This is a genomic window from Shinella sp. H4-D48 (assembly GCF_022637395.1).
Classification (GTDB): Bacteria; Pseudomonadota; Alphaproteobacteria; order Rhizobiales; family Rhizobiaceae; genus Shinella; species Shinella sedimenti.
Genome location: NZ_CP093338.1, coordinates 356032 through 371915, shown reverse-complemented (window position 1 = coordinate 371915; position 15884 = coordinate 356032). Strand labels below are relative to the sequence as shown.

Sequence of the window (15884 nt, the reverse complement as noted above, 5' to 3'; positions counted from 1 at the left end):
GACGGCGCTCGTGAATCAATCCGGCTCCGCCATCCGGTAGCCGACGCCGGGCTCCGTGCGCACGATTTGCGGCTGGGTAGGGTCGCGTTCGATCTTCTGGCGTAGTTGGCCGATGAAGACGCGCAGATAATGCATGTCCTGGCCATGAGCAGGTCCCCAGACACTCGTCAGCAGGGTCCGATGGGTCACGACACGGCCGGCGTGGCGGGCAAGTAGGAGCAGCAAGTCATATTCCTTGGGCGTCAGGTGCACGATCTCGCCTGCGCGCGTGACGAGCCGCTTGATAGGATCGATCCTCAGGTCGTCCACGTCCATGACGCTCGAGATCGCATCGCGCCGACCATGATGGCGCAGCGCGGTGCGGATACGTGCGGTCAGCTCCCCGATGCCGAACGGCTTTTCGATATAGTCGTCGGCGCCAAGATCGAGTGCTTCGATCTTCTCGCTTTCACGATCGCGGGCGGACAGTATGACGATGGGGATGTCCGACCACGCCCTGAGGCTGGCGATTATCGCCTTGCCGTCCATGTCCGGCAGGCCGAGATCAAGGATCACGAGATCGGGCGCCTGAGTTGCAACGAACTTGAGCGCCTCGGCGCCGTTCACAGCCTCGATCACCTCGTAGCCCGCGGCGGCCAAGGACGGCTTCAGAAAACGCTGTATCTGCGGCTCGTCATCCACGACGAGAATACGCGACGGATTCATCAGGCACTGCCCTTTGCTTCTTCGCTTCCGAGAAACCGCATGACGATACGTGTGCCTCGCTTTTTGAGCGCCGGGCTCTCCGCATGGATCTTGCCGCCCATAGCTTCGATGAAACCGCGCGCGATGGATAGCCCGAGCCCCGTGCCGGGCGCGCGCCCGTCCGGGTTACCCCTGCGATAGAATTTTTCGAAGATGCGGTCCAGGTCCTCTGGCGGAATGCCCTTGCCGAGATCGGTGACCGAGATAATCACATCCTTGCCCTCGCGGCGCGCATAGACGTTGACCGGCTCCCTGCCACCATACTTGATGGCGTTGTCGAGCAGATTGAAAAGCACCTGGGAGATGAGGACGCTGTCGCCTCGGATCAGCGGCAGGTCGGTCGCGATGCTCGTCTCGATGATATGTCCCGGTGCGTGCTTGCGTGTGCGCTCGACGGCGGACTGCACCACGTCGGTCACGTCGATCCAGTCCCGCTTCGGCTTCAGCGTACCGGCCTCAATTCGCGTCATATCGAGCAGGTTCGCAACAAAGCGGCTCATTCTGCCGCTTTCTTCTTCGATCGATTTCAGGAGGTCGTCGCGGCTCTCCGCGCTCATCCGCTCGCCGAGCTCGCGAAGCGCGGTGACAGCGCCGGTAATGGTGGCGAGGGGCGTCCTCAGGTCATGCGAAATGGATGAAAGCAGCGCATCGCGATAACGTTCACCCTCCAGGCGCGCCGCCTGGACGATCGTCTCGTCCGCAAGCCGAGCGCGATCAAGGGCAATCGCTGTCTGATCGAGAACAGCGCTCAACATGCGCTCCGCATTCAGGGCGAGCGGCTCGGCAGCATGCTCGACGCCACAGACCCCGACGATTCCATGTGGACCTAGCAAGGGGCGGAACTCGAAGCGGCTGTTGGGAAGCGTGCCGGTGCCGTGACCCGCCGGCTCGCGTTTGTCATGGGTCCATCGTGCGGCAGTCAGGTCGGTAACGTCGAGATCCGTATCCGGTGGCCAGGCAGCTGCCACACCGAGGTCGCCCGTTCGAGGAAGCAGGAAAACGACGTTGCGCTTCAATCGCGATTGGAGTTGCGAAACGGTCAGCCAGATCGCATCCTCGCTCTTTTCCGTTGTCGCGAGCTTTCGGGAGAAGTCGTGAAGCGATTGCAGTTCGGTTGCCCGCAGGCCCGCCACCTCCGCCTGTTGACGGATGCGGGATGCGAAGCCGCCCGCGATCATTGCCACGATCAGGAACACGAAAAGCGCAAAAACTTCATGCGGCGCGGCAATCGTGAAGGTGCGCTGCGGGTCGATGAAGAAGAAGTTGTAGGCAAGGGCCGAAAGAATGGCCGCCAGGAATGCAGCGACATAGCCCCCGGCGACGGAAGCGCCGAGCACCGAGAGGAGAAAGAGCAGGGAGATATTGGGCAGATCGACGAAGATGTCGATCGTCTTGCCCAGCAGCACTGTGAGAGCGACGAAGCCTGCGGCGCTCAGCGCCGATTGCCGCCACGCTTGCGCTTTGGGGATCATGAGCGGCCGTCGCATGCGCTCACCGGAAGGCCCCTCCGGCGTCACGATGTGAATGCCAAGGCCGGCGGCCCTGTTCGTCAGCGCCTCCGGAAGTGCATGTTTGAGATGCTTGCGCCAGCCGGCGCGTTTCGGTGCGCCGATCACGATCTGAGTGACATGTTCCCGGCGCGCGAGCTTCAGGATTTCCTCGACGAAGTCGTTACCGATCACGCGGCGCGTTTCCGCGCCGAGTTGCTCGGCGAGCCGGAAAAGCGCCTCGATCCGCTGCACATGCCCGGCCGTATCGATCTCACGGTCCGCCCGCTCGAGCGACACGACCAGCCAGGGCGCGTTAAGGCCGGAGGCCAGGCGGCTTGCCACCCGCACGACTTTTTCCGACAGCGGATCGGATCCCACACAGACCAGCAGCCGCTCGCCCGTCGCCCAGGGGCCGTCGATTGCGTTCTGCTTGAGATAATCGACCATCTGGTCGTCGACACGGTCGGCCGTGCGGCGAAGGGCAAGTTCCCGAAGTGCCGTCAGGTTGCCAAGCCGAAAGAAGCGATCGACGGCGCGGTTTGCGCTTTCCGGAAGATAGACCTTGCCGTCGCGAAGCCGTTCAATCAGTTCGGACGGCGCAAGATCCACCAGCAGAACCTCGTCTGCACGCTTCAACACGATGTCTGGCACCCGCTCGCGTACGGTCACGCCAGTGATCTGGGCGACCACGTCTGCCAGGCTCTCGAGGTGCTGGATGTTCAAGGCCGTCCAGACATCGATGCCGGCCGTTATGAGTTCCTCGATATCTTGGTACCGCTTGGGGTGGCGGCTGTCGTCGGGGTTGGAATGGGCGAGTTCATCGACGATGACGATCCGCGGCCGCCTCGCCAGAACCGCGTCGAGATCAAACTCATCGAGCATCCGTCCGCGGTAGGAGATCCGCCGCCTGGGCAGGACGTCGAGGCCTTCGAGGAGTGCCGCCGTCTCGCTTCGCTCGTGGGTTTCGACAATGCCGACGACGATGTCGACGCCGTCTGTCTTCAGGCGCTTTGCCCGCGACAGCATGGCGTAGGTCTTGCCGACCCCGGGTGCTGCGCCGAGGAAAACGGTGAGCTTGCCCCGGTGGTCTTTCTCCGTCAGGGCAAGCAGGGCATCCGGGTCGGGACGTCGCACGTCCCTGCGGTCGTCATCCGCCATCAGGCTCTCACATATTCAAGGCATCGAGCGCCAGGTTGAGCTTTAGCACATTCACCCTCGCCTCGCCGATAATAACGAAGGCCGGGCCTTCGATCTGCTGCTTGACGAGTGAGGCAACAACGGCTGGCTCCAGCCCCCGAGCCAGTGCGATGCGCGGGACCTGCGCCTCGGCAAAAGCCGGTGAGATATGCGGGTCGAGACCAGAGCCCGACGTCGTGACGGCATCGGCCGGCATTGGCGATGTCATGCCTGTGACCTTCAAGCGGGCGACATCGGCTGCGACGCGATCCCGCAGCTTGGCTGAGGTTGTGCCGAGGTTAGAGCCGGACGAGGCCGCGGCATTGTACGGGCCCGGGCCGGTGGCCGAGGGACGCGGCCAGAAGTAGCGATCAGCCATAAAGTTCTGCCCGATGAGCATCGAACCGACGACCGCGCCGTCACGCTCGATGAGGCTGCCATTGGCCTTCGCCGGCATCACCGCCTGAGCGATACCGTTGATTGTGAGCGGATAGACAAGGCCGGTGAGAACGGTCAGGACAACGACCAGGGTGAAGGCGGGTCTGAGATGATTGAGCATGATTACACCAGATGAAGTGCGCTGACGGCGGCGTCAATGAGCTTGATGCCGGCGAAGGGCAGGACGAGGCCGCCGACGCCGTAAACCAGCAGGTTGCGGCGCAGGAGCGATGCTGCACCCGAGGGACGATAGGCCACGCCCTTCAGTGCGAGGGGGATCAACGCCACGATGATGAGTGCGTTGAAGATGACCGCCGACAGGATGGCCGATTGCGGCGAGGCCAGCCCCATTACGTTGAGGGCGTCGAGAGCCGGATAGGTCGCGACGAACAGCGCCGGGATGATGGCGAAGTACTTGGCCACGTCATTGGCGATGGAGAAGGTCGTCAGCGAGCCGCGTGTCATCAGGAGTTGTTTGCCGATCTCGACGATCTCGATGAGCTTGGTCGGGCTTGAATCGAGATCCACCATGTTGGCGGCTTCGCGCGCGGCCTGGGTGCCGGTCTGCATCGCGACTCCGACATCGGCCGGGCGAGCGCCGGCGCGTCGTTCGTGCCGTCGCCGCACATGGCGATGAGACGGCCGCCCTGTTGCTCGCGGCGAATATAGGCGAGCTTGTCTTCCGGCGTGGCCTGGGCGAGGAAGTCATCCACGCCGGCTTCCGACGCAATGGCTGCAGCCGTCACCGGGTTGTCGCCCGTGACCATGACGGTGCGGATTCCCATGGCGCGAAGCGCTGCGAAGCGCTCCTTGATCCCGGGTTTCACCACATCCTTCAGGTGGATGGTGCCGAGTAGGCGCTCGCCGTCCGCGACGGCAAGGGGCGTGCCTCCGGTGCGGGCGATCCTTTCCACCGCGCTGTGGAAATCGGCTGGCCCGTTCTGTTCCTTGAGGCCAGCGAACCGCAGCACGGCATCCACGGCGCCCTTGCGCAGGCGGCGTGCGCCCATATCGACGCCGGAAAGCCGCGTCTCGGCGGTGAAGTCGATGACGGCATCGAAGGTCATGTTCGGCATGGCAACGCCGAACTCGCCGGTAGCGAGCGCTACGATCGATCGGCCTTCCGGTGTCTCGTCGGAAAGCGAGGCGAGGAGGGTGGCCTCAGCCAGTTCTCCTGCGGTGACGCCGGGGGCCGGCAGGAAGTCGCTCGCCATACGATTGCCGAACGTGATGGTGCCCGTCTTGTCGAGAAGTAGCGTATCGACGTCGCCGGCGGCCTCAACGGCGCGGCCCGACGTGGCGATGACGTTGAAACGCACAAGGCGGTCCATGCCGGCGATGCCGATGGCCGAGAGCAGGCCGCCGATCGTCGTCGGGATCAGCGTGACGAGAAGGGCTGCAAGAACCGTCACGGAAAGCACCGTGCCCGAATAGCCGGCCAACCCCCATATCGCGACGCAGACGAACAGGAAAATCAGCGTGAGGCCGGACAGGAGGATCGACAATGCGATCTCGTTCGGTGTCTTCTGGCGCTGTGCGCCCTCGATCAGCGCGATCATGCGGTCGACGAAGGAGGAGCCGGGCTGGACCGTGATCTTCACCCTGATCTCATCGGACAGCACCTGCGTGCCGCCGGTGACGGCAGACCGATCGCCGCCCGATTCCCGGATGACGGGCGCGGACTCGCCGGTGATGGCGCTTTCATTAACCGAGGCGACGCCCTCGATAACCTCTCCATCGCCAGGAATGAATTCGCCGGCGGCAATGAGCACGACATCGCCGACCTTGAGGCTGGATGCCGGGATCGTCTCCGTCGTGCCGTTTGCCGCGACCTTGCGGGCGACCAGGTCGGATTTGGTTTTCTTCAGGCTGTCGGCCTGGGCGCGGCCTCGGCCCTCGGCCACGGCTTCGGCGAAGGTGGCAAACAGCACTGTGAACCAGAGCCATGCGGCGATCTGGCCGGAGAAACCGGCCTGGGGCGGATTGGAGGCGAGGTCGCGTATGAAGAGGATCGTCACGACCGCAGCGACGACCTCGGTTACGAAAATGACCGGATTGCGCAGCAACTTGCGGGGATCGAGCTTGACGACGGCGTCGCGCATTGCCGGAAACAGGATCGACGGATCGAGAAGACCTGGCGCCCTGTGATCTGTCGGCTTGTAGGCGTGGACATGGGAGTTCCTTCAGAAGGTCTGGCCGGCGAGCATGGCGAGGTGTTCGACAACAGGGCCGAGCGCCAGTGCGGGGAAGAATTGCAGGCCGCCGAGGATAAGGATGATGCCGATCAGGAGCCCGACGAAGAGCGGGCCGTCGGTTGGAAAGGTGCCGGCCGAGGCCGGGGCCTTCACCTTGGCGGCGAGCGATCCGGCGATTGCCATGACCGGCACGACATAGGCGAAGCGGCCGAGCAGCATCGCGATCCCGAGCGTGGTGTTGTACCAGGGCGTGTTGCCGGTAAGCCCGCCGAAGGCCGAGCCGTTGTTGCCCGCTGTCGACGTGTAGGCATAGAGGATTTCCGACAGGCCGTGCGGGCCTGATGTGCCGATGCTGGCAACCGCGAAGGGCAGCATCGCCGAGACGGCGGTGAAGCCGAGGATCACGAGCGGCAGGATCAGGACAGCCAGCATGGCGAATGTCATCTCGCGCCCCTCGATCTTCTTGCCGAGGAATTCGGGCGTCCGACCGACCATGAGGCCGGCGACGAAGACGGAGAGCAGCGCGAAGACCAGCATCCCGTAAAGGCCCGAGCCGACACCGCCTGGCAGCACTTCTCCAAGCTGCATGAGGAACATCGGCACCAGGCCGCCGAGGCCTGTGAACGAGCCGTGCATGCCGTTGACGCCACCATCTGACAGGCCGGTGGTCACTGCTGCATAGAGTGCGGTCATGGCCTGGCCGAAGCGGACTTCCTTGCCTTCCATGTTGCCGAGCGCCGGGTCGACGCCGACTGCGGTCAGGATCGGGTTGCCCTGCGCCTCTGCCCAGTATGTAATGGCGACGCCTGCGATCAGCAGGATTGCCATCGCAGAGATAAGGGCCCAGCCCTGTCGGCGATTGCCGACCATCTGGCCAAAACTGTAGACGAGGGCCGCGGAGATGGACAGCATGGCCAATATATTCAGGTAATTCGACCACGCGGTTGGGTTCTCGAAGGGGTGGGCCGCGTTGACGTTGAAGAATCCTCCGCCATTGGTGCCGAGTTGCTTGATGGCCTCCTGCGAGGCGACGGGGCCGAGCGAGATGACCTGGTTAGCGCCCTCGAGCGTCTTAGCCGTGACTGACGCTTCGAGTGTCTGTGGCAGGCCCATGGCGACGAAGACGAGCGCGACCATGATGGAGAGCGGCAGCAGCACGTAAAGCGTGGCCCTGACCATATCGACCCAGAAGTTGCCGAGTGTCGTGACCTTGGAGCGGGCGAGCGCCCGGGTGAAGGCGACCGCCAGCGCCATGCCGGTGGCCGCCGACAGGAAGTTCTGCACGGTGAGTCCGGCCATCTGGCTGAAATGGCTGAGCGTCGTTTCTCCGGCGTAATTCTGCCAGTTGGTGTTCGTGACGAAGGAGACCGCGGTGTTGAAGGCGAGATCGGATGGAACGGCGGGGTAATCCTGCGGATTCAACGGCAGATGGGCTTGCAGCCGGAGCATCGCGTAAAGCGCAAGAAAGCCCGCTAGCGAGAAGGTGAGCATGGCAAGCGTGTAGCCGAGCCAGCTTTGCTCCTTGTTCGGATCTACCCCGCTCACGCGGTAGAAGCCGCCCTCCACGGGGGCAAGTACCGGCGAGAGAAAGGTTCGTTCGCCGCTGAAAACCCGCGCCATGTAGAGCCCGAGCGGTTTGATCGCGAGGAGGACGGCAAGGAAGAGGAGGCTGATCTGCAACCATCCGATTGTTGTCATGGATCTGCTCCCGATCAGAAACGTTCGGGACGCAGCAGCGTCACGACGAGATAGGCGCCGAGGCCGATGGCGACGAGAAAGCCGAAGAGAGGTTCAACCATCGTCGTTTTCCTCAAAGACGGTTGAGCGCGCGGGCATAGAACGCAAGCACAAGAAGAGTGCCGCCGCCAAGCGCGATAAAGAAGAGGTCGGACATGTCTGTGTCTCCTGTTGATCAGGAGCAGAATACGCGCCTCACGGCTCAGGCTTCGATTGGGAAGTCCTGTCGAAGGAATAAAGAAAACATAAGGAGAGGATGTGAGGTGATCGTGCGGGATAATATCGCCATCCGCCGATCAGCACGAGATTGCCGTCTCAGTCCGTAACGTTCCGTTCCGTTCGGATCGGCTTGCTGAGATAAGGCGATCCCGCCACCGCGAAGCGCCAGGGCCGCTCGGCGGCTTTGCTGATGCCGATACGCACGCCGCTCGTCATCGCGGGAATAGCGGCCGGAAGTTCCAGCGAAAACGGGGGGGCAAGAACGGAAAGTCCGTTCATATTTCCGGTGACGCTGAGCGCCTTGCAAAGGTTTCCCGGCCCCGAGCATAGCTTTCGTGTTTCGCTCACCGACCGCCGTTCTCTCATGGTTTCGATGCCATATACCGGTTCCAAGGCGCGGATGAGCACCGCGCTGCCCTGTTCGCAGACGAAATTAAGGCACCAGTGCAACCCGTAGGAGCGATAGACATAGGCGCGCGCCGGCGAACCGAACATCGCCGCATTTGCAACCGTTTGCCCCCTGAAACTATGTGACGCCTCATCATCGCGGCGATAGGCTTCCGTCTCGACGATGATCCCCCCGATGCCGTCGACTTGCAGGCTTGCTCCCAGGAGGTCGGTCGCGACGGCGAGCACATCTCGTGCGAAGAAATGTTCGTCCAAACCCGTCAAATCAATTGATCCCGCATCGTCAGCGCATTTTCGATGGCGGCACCGGACGCTGTGTTGTCGAAGATGCACCAGCTGTCATCGGCCAGGCGTTTGCCGAAGCGCTCGATGTCCGCTTTGCTGTAGCTGGAATAGTAGATTTTCGGTGAGCCGTGGAGTCGCACATAATTTGGAGGCTTGTCGAAACTCGTTTCGGGCCAGACGGGTGCCGGATCGGCCAGAACACGCTCAATGGCATGGCGTTGCAGGAGCGATTCTGCAGGCTCCGACGCCCAACTGTTATGGCGTGGTTCGACCACGATCATACCAGCATGGTTGCGGCGCATCGCAGCAAAGGCTTCGTCGGCCATCGTCGCGTCGAATTCGAGGCTTGGCGGCAGCTGGCACAGGAGCGGACCAAGCTTGTCTTTCAAGCTGCGGATCTCGTTTAGAAATGCATCGAAAAGGCCGTCTATGCCGCGAAGCCGTTTTGTGTGGGTAATCTCGCGGGGTATCTTCACGGCAAAACGGAAGTGCTCCGGCACCGAGGCGGCCCATCGCTCGAAAGTCTTGACCTGATGGTGGCGGTAGAACGTCGAGTTGACTTCGACGCCATCGAAGACGGCGGCGTATCGTTCCAGGCCGGTGCCCGTTTCGGGAAACCGTCGTGCGACCGTCCTGGGAATGGACCATGCTGCTGTTGCGATGAAGGGCACCGTGTCCTCCGCTCCTCTTCACAAGCGTCAAATGGAATTCTACTTTGCCGCTTTGGTTCCCCGCGAACGCCGGAACATTCCGCTCGTTTCGGCATTGCCGATGTTCAAGCTGGAGAACGGGTGTGGCGCCAAGAGCGAACTGGAAAGGTTTCCTGAAAGTGGGCGAACTGGTCTGTCCGGTAGCGCTCTACACCGCCGCCTCGACCAGCGACCGCATCGCCTTTCACATGCTCAACCGCAAGACAGGCCATCGACTTCACCGGGAATTTATCGATAGCGAGACGGGTAAGCCCGTCGAGCGCGAGGACCAGGTCAAAGGCTATGAGGTCGGCAACAACGACTATATTGCGCTCGACCCGGAGGAGATAGCCGACGCCCTGCCTGAAAGCGATAAGACGTTGGAAATCGAAGCGTTCATCGCCTGCGACGACATCGACGACCTCTATTTCGACAAGCCCTACTACCTCACGCCATCCGACCGTCACGGCGTCGAAGCCTTCGCGCTGATCCGCGAGGGCATGAAGAGATCGAACGTGGCCGCCCTTGCCGAAACCGTTCTCTTTCGCCGTGTCCGTACCGTCCTGATCAGACCCGAAGGCCAGGGCCTTGTCGCAACCACGCTCAACTACGACTACGAGGTGCGCTCGGCCGAGGAAGCCTTCTCGGAGATACCGGATGTCAAGCTCAAGGGCGAAATGCTGGAGCTTGCTGAACACATCATCAACACCAAGAAGGGGCGGTTTGACCCTAAGGGCTTTGACGACCGTTACGACGCCGCGCTCGCCGAGGTGGTTAAGGCAAAGATCGAGGGACGAAAAATCAAGCCTGCCAAACCGAAGGCCGAAAGTAAGGTCGTCGATCTGATGGAGGCGCTTCGCCAGAGTGCGGGCAAGAGCGAACAACCGGCAAAACGCAAAGCGAAGAAGCCCGCGGCCACAGGAAAGCCGGCGGCCGGCCGTCGAAAGGCAGGATGATCATGGCGACGCTGGACGTCTATCGGCAGAAGCGGGATTTCAAGACGACATCTGAGCCGCGCGGTAAGAAGGCACAAAAGAGCGGCAACAGCTTCGTCATCCAGAAGCACGACGCCACACGGCTGCACTACGATTTTCGTCTCGAAATGGATGGTGTCCTCAAAAGCTGGGCTGTGACGCGCGGCCCAAGTTTGGTGCCGAGCGAAAAACGTCTTGCCGTGCACGTGGAGGACCATCCTCTTGCCTATGGCGACTTCGAGGGGACGATCCCCAAAGGTGAATATGGCGGCGGCACAGTCATCGTCTGGGACCGCGGAACATGGGAGCCGATCGGCGACGCCCGAAAGGCCTATGCAAAAGGGCATCTCGAATTCACGCTCGACGGTGAGAAGCTGCATGGGCGCTGGCATCTCGTGCGCATGCATGGCAAGCCCGGCGAGAAGCGGGAAAACTGGTTGCTCATCAAGGGCGATGATGAATTCGCAGTAGCTGAGGGGGAAGACGACCTGCTCGAGAAGCGTCCGCAATCGGTAAAAACGGGACGCGAAATCGGCGATGTGGCTGGTGAAGAGCCCGGCTGGTCGTCAAAAACGGGACGCATCCGCAAATCATCGAAGGCAAAAAAACAAGAAAAGGCCGCAGAGGTCGAAGAGACGGCAACGAACGCACCTGACCCTTCGGATATGAAAGGTGCTCGCAAAGGGAAGCTGCCGGATTTCCTGCCGCCGACGCTTGCGACGCTCGCCAACGCTCCGCCTGCCGGCGAGCGATGGCTGCACGAGATCAAGTTCGACGGGTATCGCCTTCAGGCCCGCATCGAGGCAGGCCGGGTCAAGCTGCTCACCCGAAGCGGGCTCGACTGGACCAAGAAATTCGGCAAGGCCGTGCCGGAAGCGCTGCGGGACTTGCCAGTCGGCACGGCCATCCTGGATGGCGAACTTGTCGTGGAGACCGGCACCGGCGCATCCGATTTTTCAGCCTTGCAAGCCGATCTCAGCGCCGGACGCGACGATCGTTTCACCTTCTATCTCTTCGACCTCCTCTATCTCGACGGATATGATCTGACACGTCTGCCGCTTGAGCAACGCAAGAGCCTGCTCGAAAAGCTTGTTCCGGGAGCGGAGGGGCCGTTGCGCTATAGCGGCCACTTCGACGAAAACGGCGCTCTAGTTTTACGCCATGCTTGCCGCCTCAGCCTTGAGGGCGTGGTATCGAAGCTGCGCGATGCGCCCTATAGGGCCGGGCGCAGCAAAAGCTGGATAAAGTCGAAATGCTCGGCGCGGCAGGAGTTCGTCATCGGCGGCTACGTGCCATCCACCGTTTCACGCAAGGCGATCGGCTCGCTGGTGCTCGGTGTCTACAACAAGGGCGAGCTGGAGCCGGTCGGCCGTGTCGGCACGGGCTTTTCTGCGCTCGTAGCAGAGGATATCTTCAAGCGTCTGTCGCGCATTCGGACGGAGGAAAGTCCCTTTGGCCGGAAGCTGACGGCGGAAGAGGCGCGCCAGGCCCGTTACGTGCGGCCCGAGCTGGTGGCGGAGGTGGAATTCCGTGCGTGGACGGCCGACGGCCATCTTCGGCACGCATCCTTCCGCGGTCTCAGGGAAGACAAGCCCGCACAGGAGGTCGTTGCCGAAATGCCCAAGTCAACGAAAGCCACCGCGGCGAAAGGGCCAAACCCGCAACGCCGTACCGTGCGCCTCACCCATCCCGACCGGGTCTACTGGCCGGAAGAAGGGGTTACCAAGGAGGGGCTCGCGGACTATTATACCGAGGTCTGGCGCTATATCGCGCCGCACATCGTCGGTCGGCCGCTTGCGCTTTTGCGCGCGCCGAGCGGCATCGATGGACAGACCTTCTTCCAGAAACATGCCTGGAAGGGCATCAATACAAACGTTGTCGAGGTGCAGGACCCTGCGGAGAAGGATGACGAGCCCTATGTCGCCATCAACGATCTCGATGGCCTGATAGGTCTCGTTCAGGCGGCGGTGCTTGAAATCCACCCATGGGGCTCGACGCTTGCGGACTGGGAGCGGCCCGACCGCATCATCATGGACCTCGACCCCGGCGAAGGCGTCGAATGGCAGACGGTCATCGATGGCGCGGAGGAGACGCGCAAGCGCCTTGAAGCTGCGGGTCTCAACGCTTTTGTCAAAACCTCGGGCGGCAAGGGCCTGCATGTCTGCGCGCCGCTCAAGCCTTCCGCGCGCTGGCCCGCAGTCAAGGCCTTCTGCAAGGGCATTGCCGACTCCATGGCAAAGGACAGCCCGGACAAATATGTGGCAACGATCACCAAATCGAAGCGTCGCGGAAAAATCCTGATCGACTACCTGCGCAATCAGCGCGGCATGACCGCGGTCGCCCCGTACTCGACGCGAGCACGACCTGGCGCCGCCGTCTCCATGCCGCTGGCATGGGATGAACTCAGCGCCGATATCGGCCCGGCCTATTTCACGGTCGAAAACACACCGGCGCGACTCCAGTCGCTGAAGGCTGATCCATGGACTGATTTCACGGGTGCCGCCCGGCCGTTGAAGACTGTAAGGCAGAAGACGACCTGATCCTATTTGCCCTTGCCTTCAGCCTTGATGCTCTTGCGCAGGGCATCCATGATATTGATGACGTTACCGGATGTCTTCGGCTGAGCCTTGCGTTTGGAAGGCTGCTTGCGCCTCTTCTTCTTGGCCGCGATGATGTCGAGCAATCTCTCTTGTACGGGATCGTCGACCATCTTGGGATCCCAGGCTTTGGTGCGCTCCTTGATCATCGTCTTGACGAGGGCCAGCGCCTTTAAATCCGGTTTTGCCTGCTTCAGGTCGGCAAAGTAATCTGCCTCTCCGCGCACTTCATCGCCGTACCGCAAGGTCCATAGCACGATGCCCTTGCCTCGCGGTTCCAGCATAACGGCCCGTTCGCGGCGGTAAAGCACGAGCCGGGAGATACCGACTGTGCCGGTCGAGGCCATGGCCTCGCGGATGACGGAGAACGCTTCTTCCCCGACCTTATCGTTCGGTACCAGAAAATGCGGAGAATCGTACCAGATCCATTCGATCGTCTCGCGCGGCACAAAGGTCTCGATATCGATGGTGCGCGTGCTTTCCAGCGCCACCGCATCGATTTCGTCGTCCTCCAGCATGACATAATCGTTTTCGCCGCGGGGATAGCCTTTCACCTCATCGTCCTCACCGACTTCCTTGCCAGTGACGGCATCCAAATAGCGGCTGACCACCGGATTGCCCGTCTTGCCGTTCAAGGTGCGGAAGCGGACCTTGTCCTCCTGCGAAATCGCGGGCGACATCGCCACCGGGCACGTCACCAGCGACAGTTTGAGATAACCCTTCCAAAAGGCCCGCGGCGCCATCATCCGTTCCTTTCAAGCGGAAGATGCTTCGAGAGTGCAAAACGCTCGGCGAACTCGATATCCTCTTGCGTCACGATGGGGATGGGGTCTGACAATATGGCGAGGAGCGTTTCGCGCGAGATGGATTCTTCTTCCAGCGCGTCCATCAACGCGCCGCGGGTTTCGCGCTCCGCACGCAGCAGGGCCGCCAACGCCAGGATCAGCCTGTCCTTGTTATCCATGCAAATCTCCGCAGTCGCGATGCCTCTGGATGTAATGCGCAATTGACGCATCGGTTCCTAAACAACGGCGGGGCAGGGGCTCGAGCATTCCTCGCCGCAAGGATCACTCTGATTTGCGGGTGAAGTCTTCCGGCTCTTCCTTGAAGGTCGACATGGCGCGAAGGGTCAGGAGCGTCACGACGGACAGCACGATTGCCGTGTCATAGGAACCGAGCCCGACGGAGGTGCCGATGGCGCCCGTTGCCCAGAGGCTTGCAGCCGTTGCGGTGCCGCGCACGCTGTTCTTCACAACGAGAATGGCGCCGCCGCCGATGAAGCCCATTCCGGTGATGAGCCCCTCGACGATACGCGCGGTCGCTTCGGCATTGCCATTGATGAGCGGTTCCGCCGCCTGCACGAACCCGCAGCTCGCGATGGCGACGAGAGGAAATGTCCGCAGTCCGGCGCTCCGTTCGTGACGTTCCCGATCCCAGCCGATAGGCAGCGCCAGGATGTAGGCGGTCAACAGGGTGCCGAGATGAGGTAGAACGTCGAGGTTGATGCCGATGCTCTGCAACCACTGCATGACGGGATCCTTGGGTTCGGTTGGGTTAAACCTCCAGATATCCTCGCTTCGCCCTGCGACAAGATCGCTGCCACTCAGATATTTGATTTATCACTTCGACTGGAGCGGATGATGACGAGCTTGCGACCTATGTGAGATCGACCTGGAGTGTCGGGCCGCCGCCACTGGGCGACCAGGTGCGCCTATACCGACGGCGCTGAAGACATGACCAAAAGCTCGGCAAAAGCGCGAGGGCATGGCGGGTAGTATCGGAATAACACCCGCTTCGAAGTCACAAGACCTATTCTGCCGCGATAACCATCAAGGCAAGGGAGAATGTACGATGGCGAAGATTCTCATGATCACTGGCGACTTCACGGAAGACTATGAAACCATGGTCCCGTTCCAGGCGCTTCTGGCTTGCGGCCATGTCGTCGATGCTGTCTGCCCCGGCAAGAAGGCTGGCGAGACGGTAAAAACGGCGATCCACGACTTTGAAGGCGATCAGACCTATTCGGAAAAGCCCGGGCATAATTTCGCGTTGAACGCCGATTTCGCTGCTGCTGATCCGGCCGGCTACGATGCGCTGGTCGTTCCGGGCGGTCGCGCGCCCGAATATCTTCGAATGAATCCGGATGTGCTCGCCAAAGTGAAACACTTCTTTGATGAGGGAAAACCGATTGCCGCGATTTGTCACGGCGCACAGCTGCTGGCAGCGGCCGGCGTTCTCAAGGGGCGCACCTGCTCGGCGTACCCCGCCTGCGCCTATGAGGTGACAGCGTCGGGTGGAACATTCGCCGATATCGCGGTGACAGAAGCCGTGACGGATGGCAATCTGGTGACGGCGCCGGCATGGCCGGCACATCCGGCATGGCTCAAGCAGTTTCTGGCGATCCTGTAAGACCCACGCGGGTGGAGTGATGCGAACAGCGCGGCTGACCGGTTCGACATCCGGACGGCGCCGGGATCGAAGGCAAGGAGGGCCGTCTGTATGTGCGAACTCTTCATCAAGGCCGATGCCAGCCAATGGCAAAGCCGAACCCACAGCCTGAGAATAGATGGTGTCGCCACCTCGATCCGCATCGAGAACCACTTTTGGGACACGCTGACCGAAATCGGACTGCGCGACGGCATGACTGTCGCGCAGCTCATAACGAGGCTCTGGCACGAAGCGATGGATGCTGATCACGATCTCGGCAATTTCACCTCGTTCCTGCGGGTGTGTTGTGCCCGGTATCACGCGCTCATTGCAGCTGGTGAGATATCAAAGGATCTCAATGTCCCCATCGCCGATCACGCGGCGCGGGAGATCCTCGCCCGGGAAGCCCAACGCCGTCACGCCGTGATCAACTGACCCTACCTGCCGGCGCATTCTCTGAATTGCCGTCAACCCGATCCTGTGCAACGATACGCACAGGAGGAAG

Annotated in this window: 14 protein-coding genes and 1 pseudogene; 4 read left to right on the top strand and 11 right to left on the bottom strand. The window is 61.7% G+C overall.

The features are described 5' to 3' along the window. Positions 1-15 precede the first annotated feature (15 nt). From MNR02_RS18740 to MNR02_RS18705, 8 genes and pseudogenes are all read right to left on the bottom strand, one after another. The gene (locus tag MNR02_RS18740) at positions 16-705 is read right to left on the bottom strand and encodes a response regulator (protein WP_241949485.1); all 690 of its coding nucleotides are present in this window, start codon (positions 703-705) and stop codon (positions 16-18) included. Then, positions 705-3392 (bottom strand): sensor histidine kinase KdpD, encoded by a 2688-nt coding sequence (locus MNR02_RS18735; RefSeq protein ID WP_241949484.1) that lies wholly within the window; start codon positions 3390-3392, stop codon positions 705-707. Before MNR02_RS18735 ends, MNR02_RS18740 begins: the two co-directional genes overlap by 1 nt. 7 nt (positions 3393-3399) lie before the next feature. Beyond that, complete coding sequence (gene kdpC / locus MNR02_RS18730; protein WP_241949483.1) at positions 3400-3969, bottom strand: potassium-transporting ATPase subunit KdpC; 570 nt, start codon at positions 3967-3969, stop codon at positions 3400-3402. Between the two features lie 2 nt (positions 3970-3971). Then, positions 3972-5950, bottom strand: a pseudogene (gene kdpB / locus MNR02_RS18725) (potassium-transporting ATPase subunit KdpB). 81 nt (positions 5951-6031) lie between these two features. After that, positions 6032-7741 (bottom strand): potassium-transporting ATPase subunit KdpA, encoded by a 1710-nt coding sequence (kdpA, locus tag MNR02_RS18720; RefSeq protein ID WP_241949482.1) that lies wholly within the window; start codon positions 7739-7741, stop codon positions 6032-6034. A 14-nt stretch (positions 7742-7755) separates the two neighbouring features. Beyond that, positions 7756-7857: a K(+)-transporting ATPase subunit F gene (gene kdpF / locus MNR02_RS18715; RefSeq protein ID WP_241601453.1), complete on the bottom strand. Its 102-nt coding sequence runs from the start codon at positions 7855-7857 to the stop codon at positions 7756-7758. Positions 7858-8095: 238 nt separating this feature from the next. After that, positions 8096-8635 carry a DNA-3-methyladenine glycosylase gene (locus MNR02_RS18710; RefSeq protein ID WP_241949481.1) on the bottom strand — a complete coding sequence of 180 codons (540 nt, stop codon included), beginning with the start codon at positions 8633-8635 and terminating at the stop codon, positions 8096-8098. Positions 8636-8667: 32 nt separating this feature from the next. Then, on the bottom strand, positions 8668-9363 hold the full coding sequence (locus MNR02_RS18705) for a DUF72 domain-containing protein (RefSeq protein WP_241949480.1): 696 nt from the start codon (positions 9361-9363) through the stop codon (positions 8668-8670). A 122-nt stretch (positions 9364-9485) separates the two neighbouring features. Between MNR02_RS18705 and MNR02_RS18700 the strand changes: the two genes are divergently transcribed. Both MNR02_RS18700 and ligD read left to right on the top strand, forming a co-directional pair. After that, a complete protein-coding gene (locus MNR02_RS18700) occupies positions 9486-10337 on the top strand; it encodes a Ku protein (protein ID WP_241949479.1) in 852 nt (283 codons plus the stop codon). Positions 10338-10339: 2 nt separating this feature from the next. Then, positions 10340-12895, top strand: a complete 2556-nt coding sequence (ligD, locus tag MNR02_RS18695) for a DNA ligase D (protein WP_241949478.1) — start codon at positions 10340-10342, stop codon at positions 12893-12895. Positions 12896-12897: 2 nt separating this feature from the next. Here ligD and MNR02_RS18690 read toward each other — a convergent pair whose 3' ends face one another. The 3 genes from MNR02_RS18690 to MNR02_RS18680 all read right to left on the bottom strand — a co-directional run bounded on the left by MNR02_RS18690 (position 12898) and on the right by MNR02_RS18680 (position 14481). Next, positions 12898-13695, bottom strand: a complete 798-nt coding sequence (locus MNR02_RS18690) for a Ku protein (protein WP_241949477.1) — start codon at positions 13693-13695, stop codon at positions 12898-12900. After that, a complete protein-coding gene (locus MNR02_RS18685; protein ID WP_241949476.1) occupies positions 13695-13916 on the bottom strand; it encodes a hypothetical protein in 222 nt (73 codons plus the stop codon). Before MNR02_RS18685 ends, MNR02_RS18690 begins: the two co-directional genes overlap by 1 nt. A gap of 103 nt (positions 13917-14019) precedes the next feature. After that, positions 14020-14481 (bottom strand): MgtC/SapB family protein, encoded by a 462-nt coding sequence (locus MNR02_RS18680; protein WP_241949475.1) that lies wholly within the window; start codon positions 14479-14481, stop codon positions 14020-14022. A gap of 322 nt (positions 14482-14803) precedes the next feature. On the opposite strand from MNR02_RS18680, the gene MNR02_RS18675 reads away from it, so the two are divergent. Together MNR02_RS18675 and MNR02_RS18670 are read left to right on the top strand one after the other, a co-directional pair. Further along, the gene (locus tag MNR02_RS18675) at positions 14804-15361 is read left to right on the top strand and encodes a DJ-1/PfpI family protein (RefSeq protein ID WP_241949474.1); all 558 of its coding nucleotides are present in this window, start codon (positions 14804-14806) and stop codon (positions 15359-15361) included. Between the two features lie 90 nt (positions 15362-15451). Further along, positions 15452-15814: a ribbon-helix-helix domain-containing protein gene (locus tag MNR02_RS18670; RefSeq protein ID WP_241601444.1), complete on the top strand. Its 363-nt coding sequence runs from the start codon at positions 15452-15454 to the stop codon at positions 15812-15814. Positions 15815-15884: the final 70 nt, after the last annotated feature.

What these genes read in the sequence shown, in the direction of transcription:
- MNR02_RS18740 (WP_241949485.1), bottom strand. Translation starts at nt 705, where the DNA reads ATGAATCCGTCGCGTATTCTCGTCGTGGATGACGAGCCGCAGATACAG.
- MNR02_RS18735 (WP_241949484.1), bottom strand. Translation starts at nt 3,392, where the DNA reads ATGGCGGATGACGACCGCAGGGACGTGCGACGTCCCGACCCGGATGCC.
- kdpC (WP_241949483.1), bottom strand. Translation starts at nt 3,969, where the DNA reads ATGCTCAATCATCTCAGACCCGCCTTCACCCTGGTCGTTGTCCTGACC.
- kdpA (WP_241949482.1), bottom strand. Translation starts at nt 7,741, where the DNA reads ATGACAACAATCGGATGGTTGCAGATCAGCCTCCTCTTCCTTGCCGTC.
- ligD (WP_241949478.1), top strand. Translation starts at nt 10,340, where the DNA reads ATGGCGACGCTGGACGTCTATCGGCAGAAGCGGGATTTCAAGACGACA.
- MNR02_RS18690 (WP_241949477.1), bottom strand. Translation starts at nt 13,695, where the DNA reads ATGGCGCCGCGGGCCTTTTGGAAGGGTTATCTCAAACTGTCGCTGGTG.
- MNR02_RS18685 (WP_241949476.1), bottom strand. Translation starts at nt 13,916, where the DNA reads ATGGATAACAAGGACAGGCTGATCCTGGCGTTGGCGGCCCTGCTGCGT.
- MNR02_RS18680 (WP_241949475.1), bottom strand. Translation starts at nt 14,481, where the DNA reads ATGCAGTGGTTGCAGAGCATCGGCATCAACCTCGACGTTCTACCTCAT.
- MNR02_RS18675 (WP_241949474.1), top strand. Translation starts at nt 14,804, where the DNA reads ATGGCGAAGATTCTCATGATCACTGGCGACTTCACGGAAGACTATGAA.
- MNR02_RS18670 (WP_241601444.1), top strand. Translation starts at nt 15,452, where the DNA reads ATGTGCGAACTCTTCATCAAGGCCGATGCCAGCCAATGGCAAAGCCGA.